Origin of the sequence: Streptomyces spinoverrucosus, from assembly GCF_015712165.1 — a bacterium.
GTDB lineage: Bacteria > Actinomycetota > Actinomycetes > Streptomycetales > Streptomycetaceae > Streptomyces > Streptomyces spinoverrucosus_A.
The window spans coordinates 3,995,326-4,015,411 of sequence record NZ_JADPZX010000001.1 but is presented as its reverse complement, the minus strand read 5'-3'; the positions used below and the strand labels follow the sequence as shown (position 1 = coordinate 4,015,411).

The window sequence follows — 20,086 nt, the reverse complement described above, 5'->3', positions numbered from 1 at the left end:
TGCCGACCCGGGATGCGCCACGGCAAAACCGAGCTCATCCGCCTTCCCGATATCCGCGTACGGCACGAGTGCCTGGTCACTATCAAGTAAGCGGACGGAACATCGTCATCACCTGGCGGTGATCGCGCCATCACCCGCCCCTCTGCGGAACCCCGTCTGAAAGAAGGGGCGTAACCGACTCCGGCTGCCGAGGTGCGGCGGCACGGGCTCAGGGGGCCATACCTCCGCCGCGCCCTACGTCCTTCCCCGCACTTGCGTGCCGCCTTCACCGGCGCACCGGCGCGCAGGCAGCCGACTGCAATCTTCCTGCGGTGAGTCGGGAACCTCCGGGCGCCCGACGGCGTTCGTGTCACTGATGGCCGGACGAGCCGAGCGTCGGCTCGCAGTGCCCAACTGCTGATTTGGTACGACGACTTGACCGGGGGCAAGAGGCGTGCAGCAGCACCGCGCACACCCCACGCGTCCGGCCACCGTCGTGCTCTCCGCGCTGCTCGCGGTCCTGACCTTCCTCCTGCCGGTGTCGGCCAAGTCGTCGTCCCGCCTGTCCTCGACGGGCACGGCCGCGACGGCGACCGCGCAGGCGTCCGCGACCGCCGACGTGCAGCGACCCGTCACCGTGGCGCACCCCGCGCCCGCCCACGCCCCCGCCGTGCCGTACCCGATCCACGGCTTCCTGGGCCCTGGCGCCGGGGAGGCAGCCCCGCACCGCGCTGTCGGCGGTCCTGCCGTGGCCGTGGTGGTCTCGGCCGCGGGAGCGGGCCGGGGCGGGCACGTGTGTCGGCCGCGCGGGCCGCCGTCGCGGTGGAGCACTGAAGTCCGTATCGACGCCTGACCGTTCGCCTCCGCGCCCGGCGCAGACGTCGGTTCCGTCTGCCTGCCCATCGTGGAGAACTCATGTCTCGCGCGCCCATGTGGCGGGCGATCGTCGCCCTAGGTGTGATCGCCGCCGCGCTCTTCTTCGCTCTCACTCAGTCCGCCCGCCTCGGCCTCGACCTGCGCGGCGGCACCCAGATCGTCCTGGAGACCAAGGACTCACCCATCGTCGAGGCCGATCCCGAATCGACCCAGCGGGCCCTGGAGGTGCTCCGCCAGCGGATCGACGCGCTCGGTGTGTCCGAGCCGAGCCTGTACCGGTCGGGACAGCAGCGGATCTTCGTCGAGCTGCCCGGCGTTCAGGACCCGCGCGAGGCCGCCGAAGTCATCGGCCGTACCGCGCAGTTGACCGTCCACCCGGTGCAGGGCGTGACGGACAAGCAGGACGAGAACAAGGGGAAGCCGGCCGGGGACGGCTCGCGCACCCTGGCCGACCCCGACCAGAAGGGGGCGTTCCTCAAGCTCGGGCCCACCGCCCTCACCGGCGAGGGCGTCAAGGACGCCGAGGCGGTGCTCGACCAGCAGACGATGTCGGGCTGGATGGTCAACCTCGCCTTCCACGGGCAGGCAGGCAAGGACTGGGCACGGATCACCGGGGCGGCTGCCTGTGCCCCGCAGGGCGCCCCCGAGCGGCGCGTCGCCATCGTCCTGGACGGCAAGGTCCTTTCGGCGCCCGGCGTCAACGCGGACGTTGCGTGCAAGGTCGGCATCTCCGGCGGCTCCACGCAGATCACCGGCGGCTTCGGCCGGGAAGAGGCTCGCGAGCTGGCAGCGCTCGTCAAGGGCGGTGCGCTGCCGGTGCCCGTAGAGGTCGTGGAGCAGCGCACCGTCGGCCCCACGCTCGGTGCCGACGCCATCGCCGCCAGCACCCAGGCCGCGATCATCGGGCTCGCCCTGACGGGGCTGTTCATCCTCGTCGTCTACCGGTTGCTCGGCGCCATGGCCACCATCGCGCTCGCGCTGTACTCGCTGATCTCCTACGCCGCACTGGTCGCCCTGGGCGCGACCCTGACACTGCCCGGACTCGCCGGTTTCGTCCTGGCGATCGGCATGGCAGTGGACGCGAACGTGCTGGTCTTCGAGCGTGCCCGCGAGGAGTATCTGGGAGTCCGCGCTCTGAAGTCGGCCTCGGCGCATCTGGACAAGTCGCTGCGCACCGGCTTCGGAAAGACCTGGAGCGCGGTCGTCGACTCGAATGTGACCACGCTGCTCGCGTCCGGGCTGCTCTTCTTCTTCGCGACCGGACCCGTCAAGGGTTTCGGCGTCACGCTCTCCATCGGTGTCCTGGTCTCGATGATCTCGGCCCTGGTGATCACCCGGGTCATCGCCGACTTCGCGATCCGGCGCCGCTTCGTGCGTAACCGGCCCGGTCTGACCGGGATCACCTCCACCGGCCGGGTGCGTGCCTGGCTCGCGCACCGCAAACCCCGCCTGGTGCACCACCGGCGCCGCTGGCTCGGCCTCAGCGCGCTGCTGATCGTGGTCGCCGTCGCCGGAATCGGCCTGCGCGGCCTGGACTTCGGGGTGGAGTTCACCGGCGGGCGCCTGGTGGAGTACAGCACCAGCAGGCCCGTCGACGTGGACACGGCACGGGCGGCGGTCACGGACGCCGGGTTCCCCCGCGCAGTGGTGCAGGAGTCGGGGAACGGGGACATCTCGGTACGCACCGGTGAGCTGAGCAACGACCAGCAGCACACGATCAGAACGGCGCTGGCGAATGAGGGCGGGGAGGTGACCGTCGAGCGGGACGAGCTGATCGGCCCGAGCCTCGGCGACGAACTGCGCCGGCACGCGCTCATCGCGCTCGGCATCGCCGTCGCGGCCCAGCTGATCTACCTCAGCGTGCGGTTCCGGTGGACGTTCGCCGCCGCGGCGGTCTCGGCCATGGTGCACGACGTGCTGCTTGTGGTGGGCCTGTTCGCCTGGCTCGGCAAGCCCGTCGACAGCGTCTTCCTGGCGGCCCTGCTCACGGTCATCGGGTACTCCGTCAATGACACCGTCGTCGTCTTCGACCGAGTGCGCGAGGCGCGCCACCGCGAACCGGCGGCGGACCTGGAAGCCACCGCGAACAAGGCCGTCATCCAGACTCTGCCGCGCACGGTGAACACCGGTATGGGCGCGCTGTTCATCCTGGCAGCCCTGGCCGTGCTCGGCGGTGACTCGCTCGCGGACTTCTCAGTGGCGCTGATCGCCGGCGTGGTGATCGGTATGGCGTCGACGGTCTTCACTGCCGTGCCGATCGCCGTGCAGCTCGAAGGCAGCCACCCGGCGCCGCCGGCGCGCCCCGGGCGCAGCGAGGACAACGGGGCGCGCAGTCCGCTGGAGCGACGCGGGCGGGCGCGGGATTCAGGCGCTGTGGTGTGAGGACGCGCGGAGGCTCGTGGGGATGACGCGGATGGCCGAGCGCATCCCCACCGGCCGCCTGGGCAACCCCCGCAGAGGCCGGATCAGGGAAGACGGTACTGGTGGAGCGCCTCCTGGTGGGTGACGCCTCGCGGAAGAGCCGGACCTGCGGGGTGGCTGGGAGACGGACGGCCGCGTGGGCACCGGGCAGATATCCTGCTGCGCTTCTGACTCCCGCAGGTCGGCCATGGCCCGCGTGGACCGCCCTTCTCCAGGAGTGCGAGGCTGCGCGACGGCGCGTGAAGGAATGGAAAGACCTCGGCGAAGCCGCGATCCGGTACCGCGCGGGGACGACCCGGGCTTGCCCTCAGCCCGGAGCACGTACTGCCGTGGATCCGTTTCCGACCGACCACCGACTCCGCGAGGAAGTACCGGCTCGCGGAACGGCTGAGCAGTGGGACCACCCGTCTCGCCGACGTCGGGCAGGCAATCACCGTCAGCCCGCCCGAAGTGCGTACCGCACACAGCGGCCGAGGCGACGACGCTCGATATAATCGGTAGCATCAATGATATCCATGGAGGTGCATTCATGAGTCGAACTGTGATCGACCTCGACGACCAGCTGGTCGCGGACGTGGCCAAGGCCCTCGGCACCAGCACCAAGAAGGAGACGGTGAACACCGCCCTGCGCGAGGTGCTGGAGAACCGGCGGCGAGCCCTGGCACTCACCCGCCTGCGGGCGTCGGCGGAAGAAGGCGCCTTCGACCTCGATCTCTTCGAGGACAAAGGAAACTACCGCCGGTGAACGCCGCGCAATACCTGATCGACACCAGCGCGCTCGCCCGTATGCTGCGCGGCGACGCCGAGCAGTTCGGATGGGACCAGGCGGCCGCTGCCGGGCTCATCGCCACCTGCCCCGTCACCGAGTTGGAATTCTTCTACAGCGCGCGTTCCGCCGCCGACCGGGCACAAGGCATCGAGGACATGCGCCTGCTCTTCGGGTGGGTGCCGGTCGACGACCGTGCCTACGACCGCGCCTGGCGGGTCCAGGAGGTCCTCACCCAGCGCGGACAGCACCGCAGTGCCGGAGCCGTCGATCTCGTGGTGGCCGCCACGGCCGAGTTGCAGGGACTGACGCTGCTGCACCGCGACCGGGACTTCGAGTGCATCGCCGCCGTCACCGGTCAGGCGCTCCAGTGGTACGGCCCCGAAGCCGGGAAATGAACCAACGGCCGGCGTCGACCGTTTCCGAGGAAGCGGTGACCGTCGGCCTTGCAACGTAAAACGGGCTTCACCCATCCCTGTGCACGTGCGAAGGCGTTATCCAACTGGACGTCCGACCGAGCCCCGTCCAACACAGCACCCCTCCGTGCACGCGCCCTGCCCACCGGTCTTCACGCCACGTGCCCATAGCGTGCCCGTAAGAGCGGACAACCACGGTCAATAGCGGTGTGATCAGGCCGCACGCAATGGTGCCAGCACGACGAATCAGCGCAGGTCAGCGGCCATCCGGCCGTGCAAGCGCCGTCGCTTCCCAAGCTGAGAGCGCGGGGTCTAGTCCAATTTGAGGGCTTCGCGTCCTCTGCGTGCCCTAAGTTGCGCGAAGGCACCCACGGGAGGGGCTCAGGAGGCCACTCCCTGGCGAGGTATCAGCCGATCGTCTCGAATAGTGAGACGCATTTCATGTGACCTGCGCCATCTCCTGTCCTGCCCGGCGCGAACTTCCCCGTCGACTGGCGGCTGTTCCTTCCCCCGGAGTGGACCGACGACCCCGAACTGCGCCGACGCGCCCGCATACCTCAGACGGAGAGCTTCCAGCCGCAGTGGAAGCACATGCTCGACCTGATGGACAGTATGGCCAGACGTACGTCCTCACCGGCCGTGCCCGTCGTGGCCGACATGAGCGACGCGACCGACTTCAGCGAGCTGACATCCCAATCGGGCAGCGTCCGGAGGGACTTCGTTGTCGCCGTCCACCCCCAACAGCTGTTTTCCGGCGCCGGGCGCGTACGGGAGCGGACATTCCCCGCCGGTGCTCGGATCGGGCAACGGGTGGGTGTCGGCGTCGCGACCGCCGGGTCTCCGGGCGCGCCCGGTACGCAGCCGAGGTGGAGCCGGCACACAGCCGCTGTGACGGGGGCCGACGGGAGGTTCCGGCAGGCGCAGACCCTGTCCACCCTCATGTGGCAGCAGACCGGTGGTGAGCAGCGGGCATACCGGCTGTTCACCGAGCTCGGCCCAGGGGGGCAGCCCAGCTCCCAGCTCTGGCTCACCAACCTCGTGCACCACCGGCTGGACGAACTTCTCGAGCTGACCCGCCTCCATATCAGCTCCACCGTCACCGCGGACTGCATGGACGGCAGCTACGGGCTGCTGGACTTCGCCGGGCGCTCCTTCCCCGCCTGGCACCACCACATGACCATGGCCTCGGCGGCGTACACCCACATGCGCCTCGCCCACGCCTGGCATCCGATGGCGCCTCTGCTCGCCGGACAGCGCAGCGCCTGAGCGGTGCCGCCACCGCCGAACCGCCGACACGGCAGTGGTTCAGCGCCGTACCGCTGTCGTGTCCTGCGCCACCGGAGCCGTCGCGATGCCCAGCAGCCGCAGTGCCGCTTCCGACGGCGAACCGGGCTCGGCGGTGTAGGCGATCAGACGTTGGCCCGAGGTGCCGGGGATGACGAGATTCTCGAAGCTGAGGTCCATCGCACCGACCAGCGGATGATGCAGGTGCTTCACTCCGGAGGTGCAGGTGCGCACCGGGTGCCGGGCCCAGCGGGAGGCGAACTCGCCACAGTTCATGGTCAGTTGACCGACGAGCTCGGCCAGGGAGCGGTCGTCGGGGTGGCGCCCGGCGACCAGGCGCAGGGAGGCTACGGCGAGTTGGGCCTCCTCGTTCCAGTTCGTGTACAACTCCCGGTACTGCTCGTCCAGGAAGAGCATCCGGGTCAGGTTGGGACGGGTGGCGGGTGTGTCGGGGCTCTCGGGCGCCAGATGTCCGGCGAGCAGCGCGTGGCCCAGTTGGTTCCATGCGAGGACGTCGTTGCGTCGGTCCAGGACGAGGGCCGGTACGTCGGTCATGGCCGCCAGCAGCTGCCGGGCCGAGGCGCTGGCGTGCTCCACCCGGGGCGGTGCGGGACGGGACGACGCGGTGGCGGGGCGGGCGAGATCTTTCAGGTGGGCCGTCTCGTCGTCGGTGAGGCGCAGGGTGCGCGCGATCGCCTCGAGCACGCCGTCGGAGGCGCTGGTGGCGCGGCCCTGTTCCAGGCGGGTGTAGTGGGTGATGCTGACGCCGGCGAGCATCGCCAACTCCTCGCGGCGCAGCCCGGTGACGCGGCGGCGGGTCGGGTGCGGCGTGATGCCGACGTCCTCGGGGCGCAGCGCGGCGCGGCGGGACTTGAGGAAGTCTCCCAACTCGGACGGGGCGTCCATCGATGCCTCCAGGTCGGCGGATTGCGACAGGCTGTGGCCACTGACTTCCCATGATGCCTGCCGGTCCCGGTGGCCGGGGGCCGTAAGGGTGGTCCTGTGATGACTACCCTCGCAGTGGCTGTGCGAGGCAGGGGTCTGGCTGGGAATCCGGGCGCCGACGAGCCTTTTCTCCGTACCGCGCGTGACGCGACCGAGCGCGCCGCGTGTCAGGAACCGTGAGGAAAAGGACTCGACGTATGTCTGTCACTGATTCAGAGGCGGCCGGTACCGCGTCCGGCACCGCCGTCGGCACGGCCCCGGCCGCGCTCACCCCCCGGCTCCGGCTGGTGCTGGTGCTGCTGCTCGCTGCGCAGTTCATGCTGGCCGTGGACTTCTCCATCCTGAACGTGGCGCTGCCGGTGATCGGTGAGGGCCTGGGCTTCTCGCTGGCCCACCTGCAGTGGATCGCCACCGCGTTCGCGCTGTGCGCGGCGGGGTTCACCCTGCTCTTCGGCCGCGTCGCGGACCTGTTCGGCCGGCGCAGGCTGTTCCTGGGCGGCCTCGTCGTGCTGGGTGTGTCCTCGCTGGTCGGCGGCTTGGCGCAGAACCCGGAGGTGCTGATTGCGGCCCGTGTCTTCCAGGGCCTGGCCACCGCCGCCGTGACCCCTGCCGGACTGTCGCTGCTGACGACGTCGTTCCCGGAGGGGCCACTGCGCGCGAAGGCGCTCGGCCTGAACGGGGCGCTGATGTCGGCCGGGTTCACCACCGGCGCCATCCTTGGCGGCCTGCTGACCGACCTGCTGTCGTGGCGCTGGGCGTTCTTCATCAATGTGCCCGTCGCCCTGGCTGTGCTGCTCATCGCCCCGACGGTCATCAAGGAGTCCCGGCCCGACGAACGCCCCAAGCTGGATGTGCCCGGCGCCGTCAGCGTCACGCTCGGCCTGCTGGCCATCGTCTTCGGGCTCACCCAGGCGGGAGAGAAGGGCTGGGGCTCCGCGCACGCCCTGTTGTCGCCGGCGGCGGGCGTGGTACTGCTGCTGGTGTTCTACGCCGTCGAGCGGAAGGTGTCCGCGCCGCTCGTGCCGATCGGCGTGCTCGGCAAGCGATCGGTGGCCTGGGGCAATGTCGCCGGCCTGATCGCGTTCCTCACCGAGACCTCCCTGGTCTTCCTGCTGACCCTCTACCTCCAGGAAGTGCTCGGCTTCTCCCCGCTCGCCGCCGGCCTGTCCTTCGGGGTGCTCGGCATCGGTACGGTCGTAGGTGGCTCCACTGCCCCGAAGGTCATCGGGAAGATCGGCAGCAAGCAGACCCTGATCGTCGGCGGCATCCTCCAGACCGTGTTCACCGCGGCCCTGCTCGGCCTCGGCGACGACCGCTCGTGGATGTGGCTGCTGCTGGTCGCCACCTTCGCCGGCGGCGTGGGCAACATGCTCGTCATCGTGGGCTTCATGGTCACCGCCACCTCGGGGCTCGCCGACCACGAACAGGGCCTGGCCACCGGCCTCGCCACCATGACCCAGCAGATCGGCATCACCATGGGAACGCCGATCATGAGCGCCATCGCCACCGCCGCCATGACCGGCACCGGAGCCTCGGCCATCCTCGGCGGTCTGAAGGTCGCGATCGCGGTGAACGCCGCGATCGTGCTCCTCGGCACCCTCACCAGCGCCCTGTTCCTGCGCGGTGCCCGGTCGAGTGCGCAGTAACGGCGGGCGGCATGAGCTGCCGGGCGCCGGTCGGCGGCCCTCAACCGCCAGGCGCTTCGACGACCGGCAGCGCGAGGAGGCCGGCTGGGAGCCCCGGCTGCTCGACGCCGGGACGCATCACATCCCCGTACGCATCTACCGGCCCGGCTCGGACCCGTACGGCTGGCTGGTGCGGGCCCACGGCGGCAGTTGGCAGGCGGGGTCCGTGGAGTACTGGCACGGGCCGGTCATGGACCCCGCCCGGGTGTCGGGCTGCACCGTGGTCAGCACCGGGTACCGCCTGGCACCCCGCCACCAGCACCCGGCGCAGCTCGACGACGTGCTGACCGTGCTGGGCCGAAGCCCAGGAGGCACTGCGAAGCCCTGCCATCCCGGTGCCCACACTGCGAAAGGTGCTGGATGTACTCGCCACCGGCTGACCCCATGGACCAGCAGCGTATGCGCCGCGCCTTCACGCAGTCCGCGCGAGAACTGGGCACCACGATCGCAGGCCCGGAAGTCTGGGGTTGGCACGGTCGGACCCTCAGCAGCCGAGTCCACCACCCGGACCGGGGATCCTGCCGGCTACGGCTGCTCTCCGCGCCGCAGGACAAGGCTTTCGGCAAGATCTGGGAAGGCAACCGCCAGGCAGCAGTGCTATTTGACGGACGCGTCCGCAAGCCGCTGCTCTACGACACCACGGAGTCCGTCGGCGACGGCTGTGCGTACCAGGCCGAGCTGCACCAGTACGTTGCCGAACCGGTCTGCTCCTCCAGTCCGGTCCTGAGCGACGAACTGGATCTACCGGCGCAGTGGTGGGAATCGCTTCGCGCGGACGTGGAAAGTGTGAGCAGCACGGCCACGGACCGTGTGGCCGCGCGGCAGGAGTGGGTGAACCGCACCGTCCCATCCTTCCTCGACATGCCCGGCCCCCGGATCACCGACTGGGCGACCGCCCACGGAGACCTGCACCCCGCCAACCTCACCATCCGAACCCCCTATGTCCTCGACTGGGAGGGATTCGGGATGGCACCGGCCGGTTACGACGCCGCCATGTTGCTCGCGTACTCCCTGTACGCCACCGGATTCGCCGACCGCGTCCGTGACACCTTTCCCGTCCTCGAGACGGAGCCCGGACGCGTCGCCCAGATCATCGTCATGACCGAACTGCTGCAGTCGGCTTCGCGCGGAGACCACCCGGAATTCGTTCCCGCGCTGCACGCCCTCGCCGCCGAGATGAGGAGTGCCTGACGCCTGGGGGGACGGCCTACGGGCGGGCGGCCGTCCACGAGCGGGGTTGTCATCAGGCCGCTTGCGGCTGCAGGAAGCGGGCCAGCAGGTCGTCCAGGCTCACCATGCCGGTGAGCCGGCCCGACGCGTCACGGACCACTGCGAGCGAGGCCCGGCGTCGGCGCAGCAGTTCGATCGCGTCGGCGACCGTGGCGTCCTCCGTCAGCTCAGGTACCGGGCGGGCCAGCGCGCGGGCGTCGGCGGGGCGTCCCTGGACGCGGGCGACCATGGCGTCGCGGGCGTGTACCGAGCCGACGACGGTGCCGTGATCGCGAACCAGGAGCCGCGTGCGGTCGCTGTCGGCGGCCAACCGCAGGATCTCGTCGGCGTCGGCGTCCGCGTCGACCGAGGAGATGTCGGCGTCCGGCACCTGGAGGTCGCGGACCGGAGTCTCGGGCTCGGTCAGTGAGCGGGTCAGCAGCTCCGAGTCCGTCTCGCTGATCAGGCCGAGCCGCTCGGACTCCTCGACCAGGTGGGCGAGCTGCTCGCGGTTGTGGACCGAGGCCAGCTCGTCGCGCGGGGTGACCCGGCACAGCCGTACCAGACCGTTGCTCAGCTTGTTGAGCACCCAGATCAGCGGACGCACCGCCTTCACCACGCCCCGGAAGGCCGGCGCGAGCAGCATCGCGGAACGCTCGGGATGGGCGATGGCCCAGGACTTGGGTGCCATCTCGCCGAGCACCATGTGCAGGAACACGACCACGATCATGGCGACGGCGAACGCGACGCCGTAGCTGAGGGCGCTGGGCAGGCCCAGGTCGTGCAGCAGCGGGTCGAGTTCGTGCGAGATCGCGGGCTTGGACACCGAGCCCAGGCCCAGGGTGCACACGGTGATACCGAGCTGGGCGCCGGCCAGCATCAGCGACAGCTCGCGCATGCCGGCCACGGCCGCCTTGGCGCCGCGCTGCCCCTCGGCGGCAGCCTTCTCCATGCGGTGTCGCTTCGCCGCGACCAGCGCGAACTCGGCGGCCACGAAGAACCCACTGCCGATCAGCAGCAGCACGGTGACGAAGAGCGCCATCGGGAAACTCATGCCTGCTCCTCCGTCTTACCGGCCACCAGCCGCTGGATCCGGACCCGCTCCGGCACGTGCCGGTCGAGGGTGCGTACGTCGATCACCGCGCTGTCGGCGTCGGACAGCGCGACCGTCAGCCGGTCGCCGATGGCCGGGAAGCGGCCGAGCCGGTCCACGATCAGGCCGGCCACGGTGTCGTAGTCCTCCTCCTCGGGCAGATCGATGCCGGTGGCCTCGGCCACCTCGTCGAGGCGGCGTCCGGCGTCCACCAGCCAGCCCTCGCCGTCCGCGACCGCGATCTCCGTGACGGTGTCGGACTCGTCGGCGATGTCACCGACGAGTTCCTCGGCGATGTCCTCGTAGGTGACGATGCCCGCCACACCGCCGTGCTCGTCCAGGACCACGGCGAACTCGTCGTCCCGCTCGCGCATCTGCTCCACAGCATCCGGCAGCGCCAGCGTGTCGGGCAGCAGCAGCGGGCGGCGGGCGGCCGAACCGGCCGTGGTGGCCGTCAGCAGGTCGGCGGAGAGGCCCATCAGCTCCCGAACGCCGAGCACACCCGCGATGTCGTCCGGGTGATCGCCGAGAACCGGGTAGTTGGAGTGCCCGTGCTTGGCGATCAGGTCGACCGCCTCGGCGGCCGTGGCGTCCTTGCGGACGAAGACCGCGTCGACGCGCGGCACCATCACCTCGTCCAGCGTGCGGTCGGAGAACTCCAGGGCATGGTCGAGCAGCTCGGCGGTCTCACGCGGCAGCCGCCCCTGTTCGTGGGACTCACCGATCAGATGGCCCAGCTCCTCCAGGGTCGCGCCGTGGTGCAGCTCCTCCACCGGCTCGATGCCGACTCGGCGCAGCAGCTTGTTCGCGGCGCCGTCGAAGATCCGCACCACCGGTCCGACGACCTTCAGGTACGCCAGCGTGGACGCGGCCAGCGACTTCGCCAGCCGCTCCGGCACGGCGATGGCGAGGTTCTTCGGCGCCAGCTCACCCAGCACCATCTGCACGACCGTGGCCAGCACGAAAGCGAGCACGACGGAGATGCCGGAGACCGCAGCGTCGGGGATGCCGAAGCCCGACAGGGCGGGCCTGAGCAGCGCCGACACCGACGGCTCGGCGATGAAGCCGACGACCAGACCGGTCACGGTGATGCCGAGCTGGGCGCCCGAGAGCATGAAGGACAGTCGCTCCAGCACCTTCAGGGCGCGAGCGGCCCTCTTGTCACCGGCCTCGGCCTCACGGGCCAGGGCGAGCCGGTCCGCAGAGACGTACGCGAATTCCTGGGCGACGAAATAGCCGGTGCCGGCGGTCAGGACGAAGACGGCCAGCAGGCCGAGTACGGCACTCACCGAACACCACCCCGCCGCGTGCCGTGCTCAGGAATGACCTGGCGGGATGGTCGGGGACTGTGCCCCGAGGGGTCCGTCGATCTGGCGGACACGTAGTGGCTCCTTGTCTTGCTGTTCTCCCGGTCAACGATTCTGGCCGAAGCAGTGTTCCCGGTCGCGTTCATGCGGTGGGGCAGCCGGGTCACGCGGCGGCCGGAGCCGGTCCCACCAGCTCCGAGAGGACGTCCTCCATCGTCACGAAGCCGATGACCTTGCCGCCCTCGCCGAGGACGCCCGCCAGATGGCTGCCCTCGGCCCGCAGGGCGGTGAGGGTGTCGTCGAGCGGGGTGTCGATGCGGACCCGGGTGACCGGATGCAGGGCAGTGGCCGGGAAGGGCCGGTCGCGGTCGGCGACGCCGAGGGTGTCCTTGATGTGCAGGTAGCCGAGGAGCGTGTCGTCGGGGCCGGTGACCGGGAAGCGGGAGTAGCCCGCGTCGGCGGCGACGCGTTCCAGCCGGGCCGGGGTGATGGTGTGGTCGACGGTGCGCATGCGCTGCGCCGGGACGAGGATCTCGCCCACCGGACGGGTGCCCAGCTCCAGCGCGTCCCGCAGCCGCTCGCCGTCGGCGGGGGTGAGCAGCCCGGCCTCGCCGGCCTCGACGACCATGCGGGCGAGCTGGTCATCGGTGAAGACGGCCTCGACCTCGTCCTTGGGCTCGACGCGGAGCAGCCTCAGTAGGGCGTTGGCGAAGGCATTGATCCCGAACACGAACGGCCGCAGGGCCCGGGTGAGGGCCACCAGGGGCGGGCCGAGCAGCAGGGCACTGGGGACCGGGGCGGCGAGCGCGATGTTCTTCGGCACCATCTCGCCGATCAGCATGTGCAGATACGTCGCCACGGTCAGCGCGATCACGAATGCGACCGGGTGGACCAGGGCGTGCGGCAGACGGGCCGCCTCGAAGCCGGGCTCCAGCAGGTGCGCGATGGCCGGTTCGGCGACCGCGCCGAGGACCAGCGAGGAGACGGTGATGCCGAGCTGGGCGGTGGCCATCATCGCGGAGAGGTGTTCCAGGGCCCACAGGGTCATCTTCGCCCGCTTGTGGCCCGCCTGGGCGCGGGGTTCGATCTGGCTGCGGCGCACGGAGACGAGGGCGAACTCGGCGCCGACGAAGAAGGCGTTGGTCAGCAGCGTCAGGGCGCCGATGGCGAGCTGCAGCGCGGTCATCGGGCGTCCTCCGCGAGCTGGGCCGGACGGGCGGTGGCCGGTTCGGTGATGCGGACCCGGTCGGCACGGTGGTGGTCGACCTCCAGGACCTCCAGCTGCCAGCCGTCGAGGTCGACGGTGTCGCCCTTGGACGGGATGCGGGCAAGCTCGGTGGCGATGAGGCCGGCCACGGTCTCGTACGGCCCCTCGGGTGCGGTGAGCCCCAGCTCGGCGGCGAGCTGGTCGAGGCGCACGCCGCCGTCCGCCTCCCAGACACCACGGCCGTCCCCGGTACGGGGAGCGGGCAGCAGGTCGGGGACCTCGACGGGGTCGTGCTCGTCGCGGACCTCGCCGACGACCTCCTCGACGATGTCCTCCATCGTCGCCACGCCCGCCGTGCCGCCGTACTCGTCGATGACGACGGCCATGGTGCGATGGGCCCGCAGGCGCTCCAGCAGCCGGTCGGCGGTGAGGCTGTCGGGGACCAGCAGGGGCTCGGTTGCCAGGTCGGTGACCGGGGTGACGAGCCGCTTCTCCGGTTCCAGGGCGAGGACGTCGCGGATGTGGACGGTGCCGATGACCTGGTCGAGGCTGTCGCGGTAGACCGGGAAGCGGGACAGACCGGTGGCGTGCGTGAGATTGGCCGCGTCGGCGGCCGTCGCGTGCGCTTCGAGTGCCTTGACGTCGACCCGCGGGGTCATCACGTTCTCCGCGGTCAGCTCGCTCAGATGCAGGGTACGCACGAACAGCTCGGCGGAGTCGGGCTCCAGGGCGCCCCGGGCCGCCGAGTGCCGGGCGAGCGCGACGAGCTCCTCGGGGCTGCGGACGGAGGCCAGCTCCTCGGCGGGCTCCAGGCCGAAGCGGCGTACGAAACGGTTCGCGGTGTCGTTGAGATGCCGAATGAACGGGCCGAAGGCGGCCGTGAAGCCGCGCTGCGGGCCGGCGACCACCTTCGCGACGGCCAGCGCCCGGGAGATCGCCCAGTTCTTCGGCACCAGCTCACCGACCACCATCAGTACGACGGTGGAGACGACCACGCCCAGCACGGTCGCCACGGGCGAGGCGGCACCGCCCAGGCCGACCGCCTGAAGCGGGCCCCGCAGCAGCGCGGCAAGCGACGGCTCGGCGAGCATGCCGATCACCAGGGAGGTGACGGTGATGCCGAGCTGGGCGCCGGAGAGCTGGAGGGTCAGCCGGCGTACGGCCTTCAGCGCGCCCTCGGCGCCGCGCTCGCCGGACTCGGCGGCGCGCTCCAGTTCACCGCGCTCGACGGTGGTCAGCGAGAACTCGGCCGCGACGAACACCGCGCAGGCCAGGGTGAGGAGGAGGGCCAGCAGGAGCAGCAGGACCTCGGTCACCGTGCCACCCCCGTTCCCTCATGCGCGTGGGACGACGTGCGGGGCATGGCACGGCTGGTACTGGGAGGCTCACCCATCGCGGGCTCGTGTCTCCTTCTCGCGTCGGTGGGTTTCGAGGGCGTCGGCACCCTCACCTCATGGTAAAGGGCAAGCAAAGCATCCCGGTCAAGTCCTCTGCAGCGGTCAAGTCGCGACCGTTTTCGGACTTTCCCGCACCGAGGGCCGCGACACCGGCTACGGCGGATCCAACCACCCTATGCTTCTACTCGCTTGTAGAGAACGACCCGGCACCCCCGGTTGTTCCCACGGATACGCACGTACGCACGTGAAGGAGTGAACGCCACGATGGTGTTCAAACGACTGCTCGGTTCGCTCGGCGTGGGCGGCCCCACGGTGGACACGGTCCTCGACCCGGGCCCGGTCCGTCCCGGCGGCGCACTCACCGGCCAGGTGCACCTCAAGGGCGGCACCGCCGACTTCGACATCGAGCACATCACTCTGGAGCTGGTGGCCCGGGTCGAGGCCGAGCACGACGAGGGTGAGAGCGAGGGCGCCGTCGCCTTCGACCGGTTCACCGTCGGCGGCGGCTTCCGGCTCACCGAGGGCGAGGAGCGCTCGGTGCCGTTCAGCGTGACACTGCCCTGGGAGACACCGATCACGGAGTTGTACGGCCAGCCGCTGGGCGTCGTCCTCGGTGTGCGCACCGAGTTGTCAGTGGCGGGCGCGAAGGACAAGGGCGACCTCGACCCGCTGACCGTTGGACCGCTGCCCGCCCAGGAGGCGGTCCTGGAGGCGTTCGGCCGGCTCGGCTTCGGTTTCCGGTCCGCCGACCTGGAGTACGGCCGCATTGGCGGCACCGGGCAGCAGCTGCCCTTTTACCAGGAGATCGAGATCACCCCGTCGCCGCAGTACGCGCACCAGGTGAACGAGATCGAGGTGAGCTTCCTCGCCGGCCCGGCCGGCATGGAGGTGGTCCTGGAGGCCGACAAGCGCGGCGGCCTCTTCTCCTCCGGCCACGACGCGCTCACCCGGTTCACCGTGGGCCACCACGACTCCCGCGACTGGAACGCCGAAGTCGAGGGCTGGATCCGGCAGTTGCTGGAGCACCGGGCGTCGCACGGCTCACACGCCCCGTACGGCCGCGAGGACCACCACGGGCACGGACACGGGCACGGGCACGACAAGCACCACCACGACGGACACCACTCCGGCCCGGGCATGGGCACGGCCGTCGCCGCGGGCGCGGCCGGGCTCGCGGTCGGTGTCGTCGGCGGCATGGTCGCGGCCGAAGTCGTGGACGAGATCGGTGACTTCTTCGAGGGCGAGGAGGAGGAAGAGGAGGGTTGACCTCACCCCTGGTAACTTCTACAGCACTGTAGAAGTAAGCAACGACCGTACTGGAGTCCTCATGGCCCTGTGGGACCGCCTCAAGGAGTCCGCATCGACGATGCAGACCCAGCTGATGGCGAAGAAGAACGACCTCAAGAGCGGCGCCTTCCGCGACGCGAGCATGGCGATGTGCGCGCTCGTCGCCGCTGCCGACGGCACCGTCGACCCCTCCGAGCGGCAGCGGGTGGCCCAACTGATCGCCACGAACGAGGTGTTGCAGAACTTCCCCGCCGACGACCTGCGCCGACGCTTCGAGGACAACCTGAACCGCCTCACCACCGACTTCGACTTCGGCAAGGTGAGCGTGATGCAGGAGATCGCAAAGGCGAAGAAGAAGCCGGCCGAGGCACGGGCAGTCATTCAGATCGGCATCGTCATCGGCGGCGCCGACGGCGACTTCGACAAGGATGAGCAGGCCGTGGTGCGGGAGGCGTGCTACGCGCTCGACCTGCCGCCGCACGAGTTCGACCTCTGACCGACGGCAGTCCGGTGCCGGGGTGGACGCGAGCAGCGTCCGCCCTGGCACAACTGCTCGGAGACGCTCTACGTTCAGAGAGGTGTCGCCGCGTGCAGGATGAGGACCATCGTCACCGCCGCGTTCGCGGACGACATGGCCGAGACGGCCGTCCCGGCGGCCGCACACCACGCCGCCAGGCCCACCGACGTGAACAGCGACGGCCAGCGGCGCACCATCGGAGCCGGCCCGAGCAGCGCGGCCACCCGGCGCGGCACCGGCCCCGGTGCGGCAAAGCCGGCCAGCGTCGCGACCGGAGTGCCTCGGGACACCAGAGCCGCCTTGCCGATCGCATGCGCCACCGTCCGACGGCTGCCGACCACTTGTGCCGCTTCCTCGTCGGCCCAGCGTTCCGCCGTGTACGAGACCGCTGTACGCAGCGGGCGCAGGAACGGGTTGGCGCGCGCGGCCAGTTGGACGGCGAGCAGGAAACGGTGGTGCCCGGCGGCGAGATGGGCGCGCTCGTGGGCGAACAGGGCCCGGCGTTCGGCGGGTTCGAGGTGGTCCAGGAGGCCGGTGGTGACGACCACGCGGTCGCGTCGGCCGCCGGGCAGCGCGTACGCGTACGGCAACGTGTCGGGGAGTACGGCGACGTCTGTCCCCGGCAGCCCGGCCAGCGCCCGGTGAGCGTGGCGGCGTACCCGACCGTGCCGCCACAGGGTGCGGGCGCAGGCCACGACCACCGCGCACAGCGCCGGGATCGCCGCCTTGCCGACGACCTCGTCGTACGGCACCGCCGCCCGCACTTCCGGGTCCGACCAGCCGTCGGGCAGCGGGTTGCCGGGGAGTTGGGCTGTGCCGACCACCATCACCAGGCCCAGGCACACCGTGCTGCACATCGCCATCACCGCCGTGACTCCGGTCAGCAGCCTCGTCGCGGTGCGGGGATGCAGGTGCTGCTCGGCCAGGCGCGCGATCGGCCATGCCGTGAGGGGCAGGACCAGCGGCAGAAAGACGAAGACGCCCATGAGGTGTCAGTCTTCCCCTTTCCGGGACTGACCCAGCAGCTCGCGCAGAAGCCGCTCGTCGTCGGGCCCGAGGCTCGTGACGAAGCTGGCGAGCACGGCCTCCCGGTCACTCTCGGCGTCCAGCACCTTGCGCATCCGGTGCGCGGCGAGGCCCGCCTCGTCCGACGCGGGCGTCCACGCGAAGGAACGGCCCGCGCGTTCCCGAGTCACGACCCCCTTGGCCAACAGCCGGGTCAGGATCGTGATCACCGTCGTATATGCGAGGTCCCCGCCGACCCGCTCCTGCACCCAGCCGGCCGTCGCCGGACCGTCCGCCTCCCGCAGCGCCGACAGGACCAGCGCCTCCAGCTCGCCCTGTCCCCGGCGCCGGGAACGCTGCCGGTCATCCGCCATGCCCTGTCTCCCTTCCGCTGGCCTGCACGTAATGTGCGATACATCGAGCGGTACATCGTAAGGAAAAGGAAAGCAGAGGCAACCTTTCCTCACTTCTACAGTGCTGTAGTTTTAAGGGCTCCCGCAACATGCGTGAACATGCCACCCACCTCTCCAGAAGGACAGGACCCTGATGTTCGGACTGAGCGAGCTCGCGATCATCCTCATCGTCGTCATAGCCGTCCTGTGCGCGAAGAAGCTTCCCGAACTGGCCCGCTCGGCGGGCAAGTCGGCCCGCATTCTCAAGGCGGAGGCCAGGGCGATGAAGGACGAGGACGATCCGTCGGTGCCCCGGGTGATCCAGGGGGAGACCGCCCCGGACGACTCAAAGCCCCAGGGAACGCAGCAGCATCGGCAGTGACCGGCACACTCCGGGGCCCAGTAGAGGTGAGCTGTGGCGCACGGCATCCCCCGCGTTCGCCCTACGAGTCGAGGCCGCGGGCCGGTCGCTGGTGTAACTCCGGGGACACGGCCCCCTGCCCTGGCCTGACGAATCTGGCCGAGGGGTGCGATGTCCTGCTCTGCGCGGCCGAGAGCGCCGAGGCCGCGAGTGCGGGGGAGCATGGATACCCCGTCATACACACGCTTCGGCGTGGCAGTGCACAAGCCCCTTGCGGGAGCGGGTACTTGACCGCCGAGGGTCCTGCGTCAGAGCGGGAGATCGTCGGGGAGTACCCGGAACGCCTTGTAGCGGCCCAACGGGCGTACGGCCCGGAAGTCCCGTCGGTCGAGGGTGAGAATCGCGTCCGTGTCGTACTCGGCGGCAAGCGCCACGTTCACCGCGTCGGCTAGGCCGAGGTCCAGCGCGCGGTAGCGGACACGGACAGACTGGGCGGCGCCCAGGTGGTCCTCCGTGATCTCCGGCATGACGACACGACCCCGGCTCATCCAGCGCCGCAGGTCGTCGACCGCACTGAGGGCAGCCTCCCTGCCGAGCTCACGCGTCGCCACATGATCCAGTTCGGCCAGCAGGAGCGGGGACATGACCAGCAGGCCCGCCGCCATGATCGCCTCGCTCGCCGCCGCGTGCTCCGGATGAGCCGAGTCCAGGGCCGCCAGGAGGCCGGACGTATCGGTGATGACAATGATCATGCGGTGGATCCGGAACCCGAGCCGGTCTCGCGCCGGACGGCCTCGGCGACCGTGTCCCGAACCTCCGACTTGGGCAGCGAGCGCCCCGGCCCCTCGAAGGTGCGTGAGAACAGCGGCTCGTCCCAGACCCGGTTCGCCATGGCTGCAAGGTGGATGCCCTGGCGGATGATCTCGGCCTCGCTTATACCTCGGCGCTTGGCGGCCTCTTTGATGATGGCCAGGTCCTCGGGGTCGGCGTAGACATTGGTGCGCTTCATGGACATGTACCAAGAGTAGTCCATGTGCCGGATTGATGTATCCGGCGCAGTTCCCCATGCCCCGTTGCCGAGGAGACGGAGGCGTTCGACGCGGTTGCCTAGGGGGCTCGCGCCGGGACGTACCCGTGCAGGCCGAAGCGAGCGCGAGCGGCGCGGACCAGGTCCTCGGCGGCCTCGCCTCCAGGGGCGTCGGTCTGTCGGAGGGCTGGGACAGGGCCGCCGTCGGCGTGACATCGAGGCTCGGCTCGGCGTAGCTCTTCAGACGCCGGCGGAGCTCCCGGTGGAGGAACGCGGGAAGAATCACAGTCCGGGTTCCGGCCTCGGACTTGGTGTCGTCCTGTAGGCGCCGCCCGTTCATCCGCTCCGGCTCGGCGAGGCGGACCCGGATGCGCAGGTTGTCGACGTCGACGTCCCGGCGGCGGAGGCCGGCCAGCTCCGGTGCTGGGTGATGCGTTCGGACAGGTCCTGGCCGACGGTGGGCCAGGCGACGTGGGACCAGGAGTCCGCTGGTTCGATCGGGCCGGCGGTGCCCGAGCGGTGAGCCCGGAGAGATACACGGTGTCGCCGGCCCGCAGACAGTTCGACCAGAGCTGCGGCCGGTCCGCCCCTGAGCTCGAAGCGGTGGCCCTCCAGGGCGAGTTCGGTGCCCGACCTCTGGCTCACCATTGGCCCTACGACGGCTCCGCCTTTGGTTCTTCGCGCGCTCGGCACGCGCCATCTCGTCGAGCCCGGCGGCCATCTCGTGCTGCCGCTCCTCAAACCCCTGACGTTCGCCACCGTGCCCCGGTCCGCACGCAGGCGGACGCATGTCCCGCGAATGAGAAACATGAGAACCGCACATTCATGACTTCCCCCTGACTTCCGCTGAGGTTCGTCCCGGCTGCCCAGCATGGCGAGCGTCGGCCTCCACCGGTCGGCCGAAGTCCGCTC

The 20,086-nt window shown here is 70.4% G+C and carries 20 protein-coding genes and 1 pseudogene; 12 read left to right on the top strand and 9 right to left on the bottom strand.

Going from position 1 to position 20,086, the window contains the following annotated elements:
* Positions 1 to 433 precede the first annotated feature (433 nt).
* From I2W78_RS18045 to I2W78_RS18025, 5 genes are all read left to right on the top strand, one after another.
* Positions 434 to 832, top strand: a complete 399-nt coding sequence (locus I2W78_RS18045) for a hypothetical protein (RefSeq protein WP_196461257.1) — start codon at positions 434 to 436, stop codon at positions 830 to 832.
* A gap of 62 nt (positions 833 to 894) precedes the next feature.
* Positions 895 to 3,237: a protein translocase subunit SecD gene (gene secD / locus I2W78_RS18040; RefSeq protein WP_196461255.1), complete on the top strand. Its 2,343-nt coding sequence runs from the start codon at positions 895 to 897 to the stop codon at positions 3,235 to 3,237.
* A gap of 568 nt (positions 3,238 to 3,805) precedes the next feature.
* On the top strand, positions 3,806 to 4,021 hold the full coding sequence (locus I2W78_RS18035; RefSeq protein WP_020113663.1) for a type II toxin-antitoxin system VapB family antitoxin: 216 nt from the start codon (positions 3,806 to 3,808) through the stop codon (positions 4,019 to 4,021).
* Entirely contained in the window at positions 4,018 to 4,440 is a 423-nt protein-coding gene (locus I2W78_RS18030; protein WP_196461253.1) for a PIN domain nuclease, read from the top strand. The genes I2W78_RS18035 and I2W78_RS18030 overlap by 4 nt, the downstream gene beginning before the upstream one ends.
* A gap of 483 nt (positions 4,441 to 4,923) precedes the next feature.
* Entirely contained in the window at positions 4,924 to 5,724 is an 801-nt protein-coding gene (locus I2W78_RS18025; RefSeq protein ID WP_196464606.1) for a transposase, read from the top strand.
* A 39-nt stretch (positions 5,725 to 5,763) separates the two neighbouring features.
* Here the strand turns inward: I2W78_RS18025 and I2W78_RS18020 are convergent, their stop codons facing one another.
* On the bottom strand, positions 5,764 to 6,648 hold the full coding sequence (locus tag I2W78_RS18020) for a helix-turn-helix transcriptional regulator (protein ID WP_196461251.1): 885 nt from the start codon (positions 6,646 to 6,648) through the stop codon (positions 5,764 to 5,766).
* 236 nt (positions 6,649 to 6,884) lie between these two features.
* Here I2W78_RS18020 and I2W78_RS18015 point away from each other — a divergent pair, with 236 nt between their 5' ends.
* From I2W78_RS18015 to I2W78_RS40520, 3 genes and pseudogenes are all read left to right on the top strand, one after another.
* On the top strand, positions 6,885 to 8,333 hold the full coding sequence (locus I2W78_RS18015; RefSeq protein ID WP_196461249.1) for an MFS transporter: 1,449 nt from the start codon (positions 6,885 to 6,887) through the stop codon (positions 8,331 to 8,333).
* Positions 8,311 to 8,655, top strand: a pseudogene (locus I2W78_RS41415) (alpha/beta hydrolase); the annotation flags it as partial. The gene I2W78_RS18015 and the pseudogene I2W78_RS41415, both read left to right, overlap by 23 nt.
* Positions 8,656 to 8,756: 101 nt before the next feature.
* Complete coding sequence (locus I2W78_RS40520; RefSeq protein WP_230885494.1) at positions 8,757 to 9,563, top strand: phosphotransferase; 807 nt, start codon at positions 8,757 to 8,759, stop codon at positions 9,561 to 9,563.
* Between the two features lie 52 nt (positions 9,564 to 9,615).
* On the opposite strand, the gene I2W78_RS18005 is transcribed toward I2W78_RS40520, so the two are convergent.
* The 4 genes from I2W78_RS18005 to I2W78_RS17990 all read right to left on the bottom strand — a co-directional run bounded on the left by I2W78_RS18005 (position 9,616) and on the right by I2W78_RS17990 (position 14,504).
* Positions 9,616 to 10,635: a hemolysin family protein gene (locus I2W78_RS18005; protein ID WP_196461245.1), complete on the bottom strand. Its 1,020-nt coding sequence runs from the start codon at positions 10,633 to 10,635 to the stop codon at positions 9,616 to 9,618.
* Positions 10,632 to 11,963, bottom strand: a complete 1,332-nt coding sequence (locus I2W78_RS18000; protein ID WP_196461243.1) for a hemolysin family protein — start codon at positions 11,961 to 11,963, stop codon at positions 10,632 to 10,634. The genes I2W78_RS18005 and I2W78_RS18000 overlap by 4 nt, the downstream gene beginning before the upstream one ends.
* Positions 11,964 to 12,144: 181 nt before the next feature.
* The gene (locus I2W78_RS17995; protein ID WP_196461240.1) at positions 12,145 to 13,167 is read right to left on the bottom strand and encodes a hemolysin family protein; all 1,023 of its coding nucleotides are present in this window, start codon (positions 13,165 to 13,167) and stop codon (positions 12,145 to 12,147) included.
* The gene (locus I2W78_RS17990) at positions 13,164 to 14,504 is read right to left on the bottom strand and encodes a hemolysin family protein (RefSeq protein ID WP_196461238.1); all 1,341 of its coding nucleotides are present in this window, start codon (positions 14,502 to 14,504) and stop codon (positions 13,164 to 13,166) included. Before I2W78_RS17990 ends, I2W78_RS17995 begins: the two co-directional genes overlap by 4 nt.
* Positions 14,505 to 14,849: 345 nt before the next feature.
* Between I2W78_RS17990 and I2W78_RS17985 the strand changes: the two genes are divergently transcribed.
* Both I2W78_RS17985 and I2W78_RS17980 read left to right on the top strand, forming a co-directional pair.
* Positions 14,850 to 15,851 carry a sporulation protein gene (locus tag I2W78_RS17985; RefSeq protein ID WP_196461236.1) on the top strand — a complete coding sequence of 334 codons (1,002 nt, stop codon included), beginning with the start codon at positions 14,850 to 14,852 and terminating at the stop codon, positions 15,849 to 15,851.
* Between the two features lie 61 nt (positions 15,852 to 15,912).
* A complete protein-coding gene (locus I2W78_RS17980) occupies positions 15,913 to 16,368 on the top strand; it encodes a tellurite resistance TerB family protein (RefSeq protein ID WP_196461234.1) in 456 nt (151 codons plus the stop codon).
* A gap of 74 nt (positions 16,369 to 16,442) precedes the next feature.
* Here the strand turns inward: I2W78_RS17980 and I2W78_RS17975 are convergent, their stop codons facing one another.
* Together I2W78_RS17975 and I2W78_RS17970 are read right to left on the bottom strand one after the other, a co-directional pair.
* Positions 16,443 to 17,375 (bottom strand): M56 family metallopeptidase, encoded by a 933-nt coding sequence (locus I2W78_RS17975; RefSeq protein ID WP_196461232.1) that lies wholly within the window; start codon positions 17,373 to 17,375, stop codon positions 16,443 to 16,445.
* Between the two features lie 6 nt (positions 17,376 to 17,381).
* On the bottom strand, positions 17,382 to 17,768 hold the full coding sequence (locus I2W78_RS17970) for a BlaI/MecI/CopY family transcriptional regulator (RefSeq protein ID WP_196461230.1): 387 nt from the start codon (positions 17,766 to 17,768) through the stop codon (positions 17,382 to 17,384).
* Between the two features lie 172 nt (positions 17,769 to 17,940).
* On the opposite strand from I2W78_RS17970, the gene I2W78_RS17965 reads away from it, so the two are divergent.
* Complete coding sequence (locus tag I2W78_RS17965; RefSeq protein WP_196461228.1) at positions 17,941 to 18,168, top strand: twin-arginine translocase TatA/TatE family subunit; 228 nt, start codon at positions 17,941 to 17,943, stop codon at positions 18,166 to 18,168.
* A gap of 287 nt (positions 18,169 to 18,455) precedes the next feature.
* On the opposite strand, the gene I2W78_RS17960 is transcribed toward I2W78_RS17965, so the two are convergent.
* Both I2W78_RS17960 and I2W78_RS17955 read right to left on the bottom strand, forming a co-directional pair.
* The gene (locus tag I2W78_RS17960) at positions 18,456 to 18,899 is read right to left on the bottom strand and encodes a PIN domain-containing protein (RefSeq protein ID WP_196461226.1); all 444 of its coding nucleotides are present in this window, start codon (positions 18,897 to 18,899) and stop codon (positions 18,456 to 18,458) included.
* Positions 18,896 to 19,162, bottom strand: coding sequence for a ribbon-helix-helix domain-containing protein (locus I2W78_RS17955; RefSeq protein WP_196461224.1), 267 nt, complete (start codon positions 19,160 to 19,162; stop codon positions 18,896 to 18,898). The genes I2W78_RS17960 and I2W78_RS17955 overlap by 4 nt, the downstream gene beginning before the upstream one ends.
* A gap of 119 nt (positions 19,163 to 19,281) precedes the next feature.
* Between I2W78_RS17955 and I2W78_RS41155 the strand changes: the two genes are divergently transcribed.
* Complete coding sequence (locus I2W78_RS41155; protein ID WP_269066525.1) at positions 19,282 to 19,410, top strand: hypothetical protein; 129 nt, start codon at positions 19,282 to 19,284, stop codon at positions 19,408 to 19,410.
* Positions 19,411 to 20,086: the final 676 nt, after the last annotated feature.

Excerpts from the sequence above, each read along its gene's own strand:
- secD (WP_196461255.1), top strand. The coding sequence starts at position 895 with ATGTCTCGCGCGCCCATGTGGCGGGCGATCGTCGCCCTAGGTGTGATC.
- I2W78_RS18035 (WP_020113663.1), top strand. The coding sequence starts at position 3,806 with ATGAGTCGAACTGTGATCGACCTCGACGACCAGCTGGTCGCGGACGTG.
- I2W78_RS18020 (WP_196461251.1), bottom strand. The coding sequence starts at position 6,648 with ATGGACGCCCCGTCCGAGTTGGGAGACTTCCTCAAGTCCCGCCGCGCC.
- I2W78_RS18015 (WP_196461249.1), top strand. The coding sequence starts at position 6,885 with ATGTCTGTCACTGATTCAGAGGCGGCCGGTACCGCGTCCGGCACCGCC.
- I2W78_RS40520 (WP_230885494.1), top strand. The coding sequence starts at position 8,757 with ATGGACCAGCAGCGTATGCGCCGCGCCTTCACGCAGTCCGCGCGAGAA.
- I2W78_RS18005 (WP_196461245.1), bottom strand. The coding sequence starts at position 10,635 with ATGAGTTTCCCGATGGCGCTCTTCGTCACCGTGCTGCTGCTGATCGGC.
- I2W78_RS17995 (WP_196461240.1), bottom strand. The coding sequence starts at position 13,167 with ATGACCGCGCTGCAGCTCGCCATCGGCGCCCTGACGCTGCTGACCAAC.
- I2W78_RS17985 (WP_196461236.1), top strand. The coding sequence starts at position 14,850 with ATGGTGTTCAAACGACTGCTCGGTTCGCTCGGCGTGGGCGGCCCCACG.
- I2W78_RS17980 (WP_196461234.1), top strand. The coding sequence starts at position 15,913 with ATGGCCCTGTGGGACCGCCTCAAGGAGTCCGCATCGACGATGCAGACC.
- I2W78_RS17975 (WP_196461232.1), bottom strand. The coding sequence starts at position 17,375 with ATGGGCGTCTTCGTCTTTCTGCCGCTGGTCCTGCCCCTCACGGCATGG.
- I2W78_RS17970 (WP_196461230.1), bottom strand. The coding sequence starts at position 17,768 with ATGGCGGATGACCGGCAGCGTTCCCGGCGCCGGGGACAGGGCGAGCTG.
- I2W78_RS17965 (WP_196461228.1), top strand. The coding sequence starts at position 17,941 with ATGTTCGGACTGAGCGAGCTCGCGATCATCCTCATCGTCGTCATAGCC.
- I2W78_RS17960 (WP_196461226.1), bottom strand. The coding sequence starts at position 18,899 with ATGATCATTGTCATCACCGATACGTCCGGCCTCCTGGCGGCCCTGGAC.
- I2W78_RS17955 (WP_196461224.1), bottom strand. The coding sequence starts at position 19,162 with ATGTCCATGAAGCGCACCAATGTCTACGCCGACCCCGAGGACCTGGCC.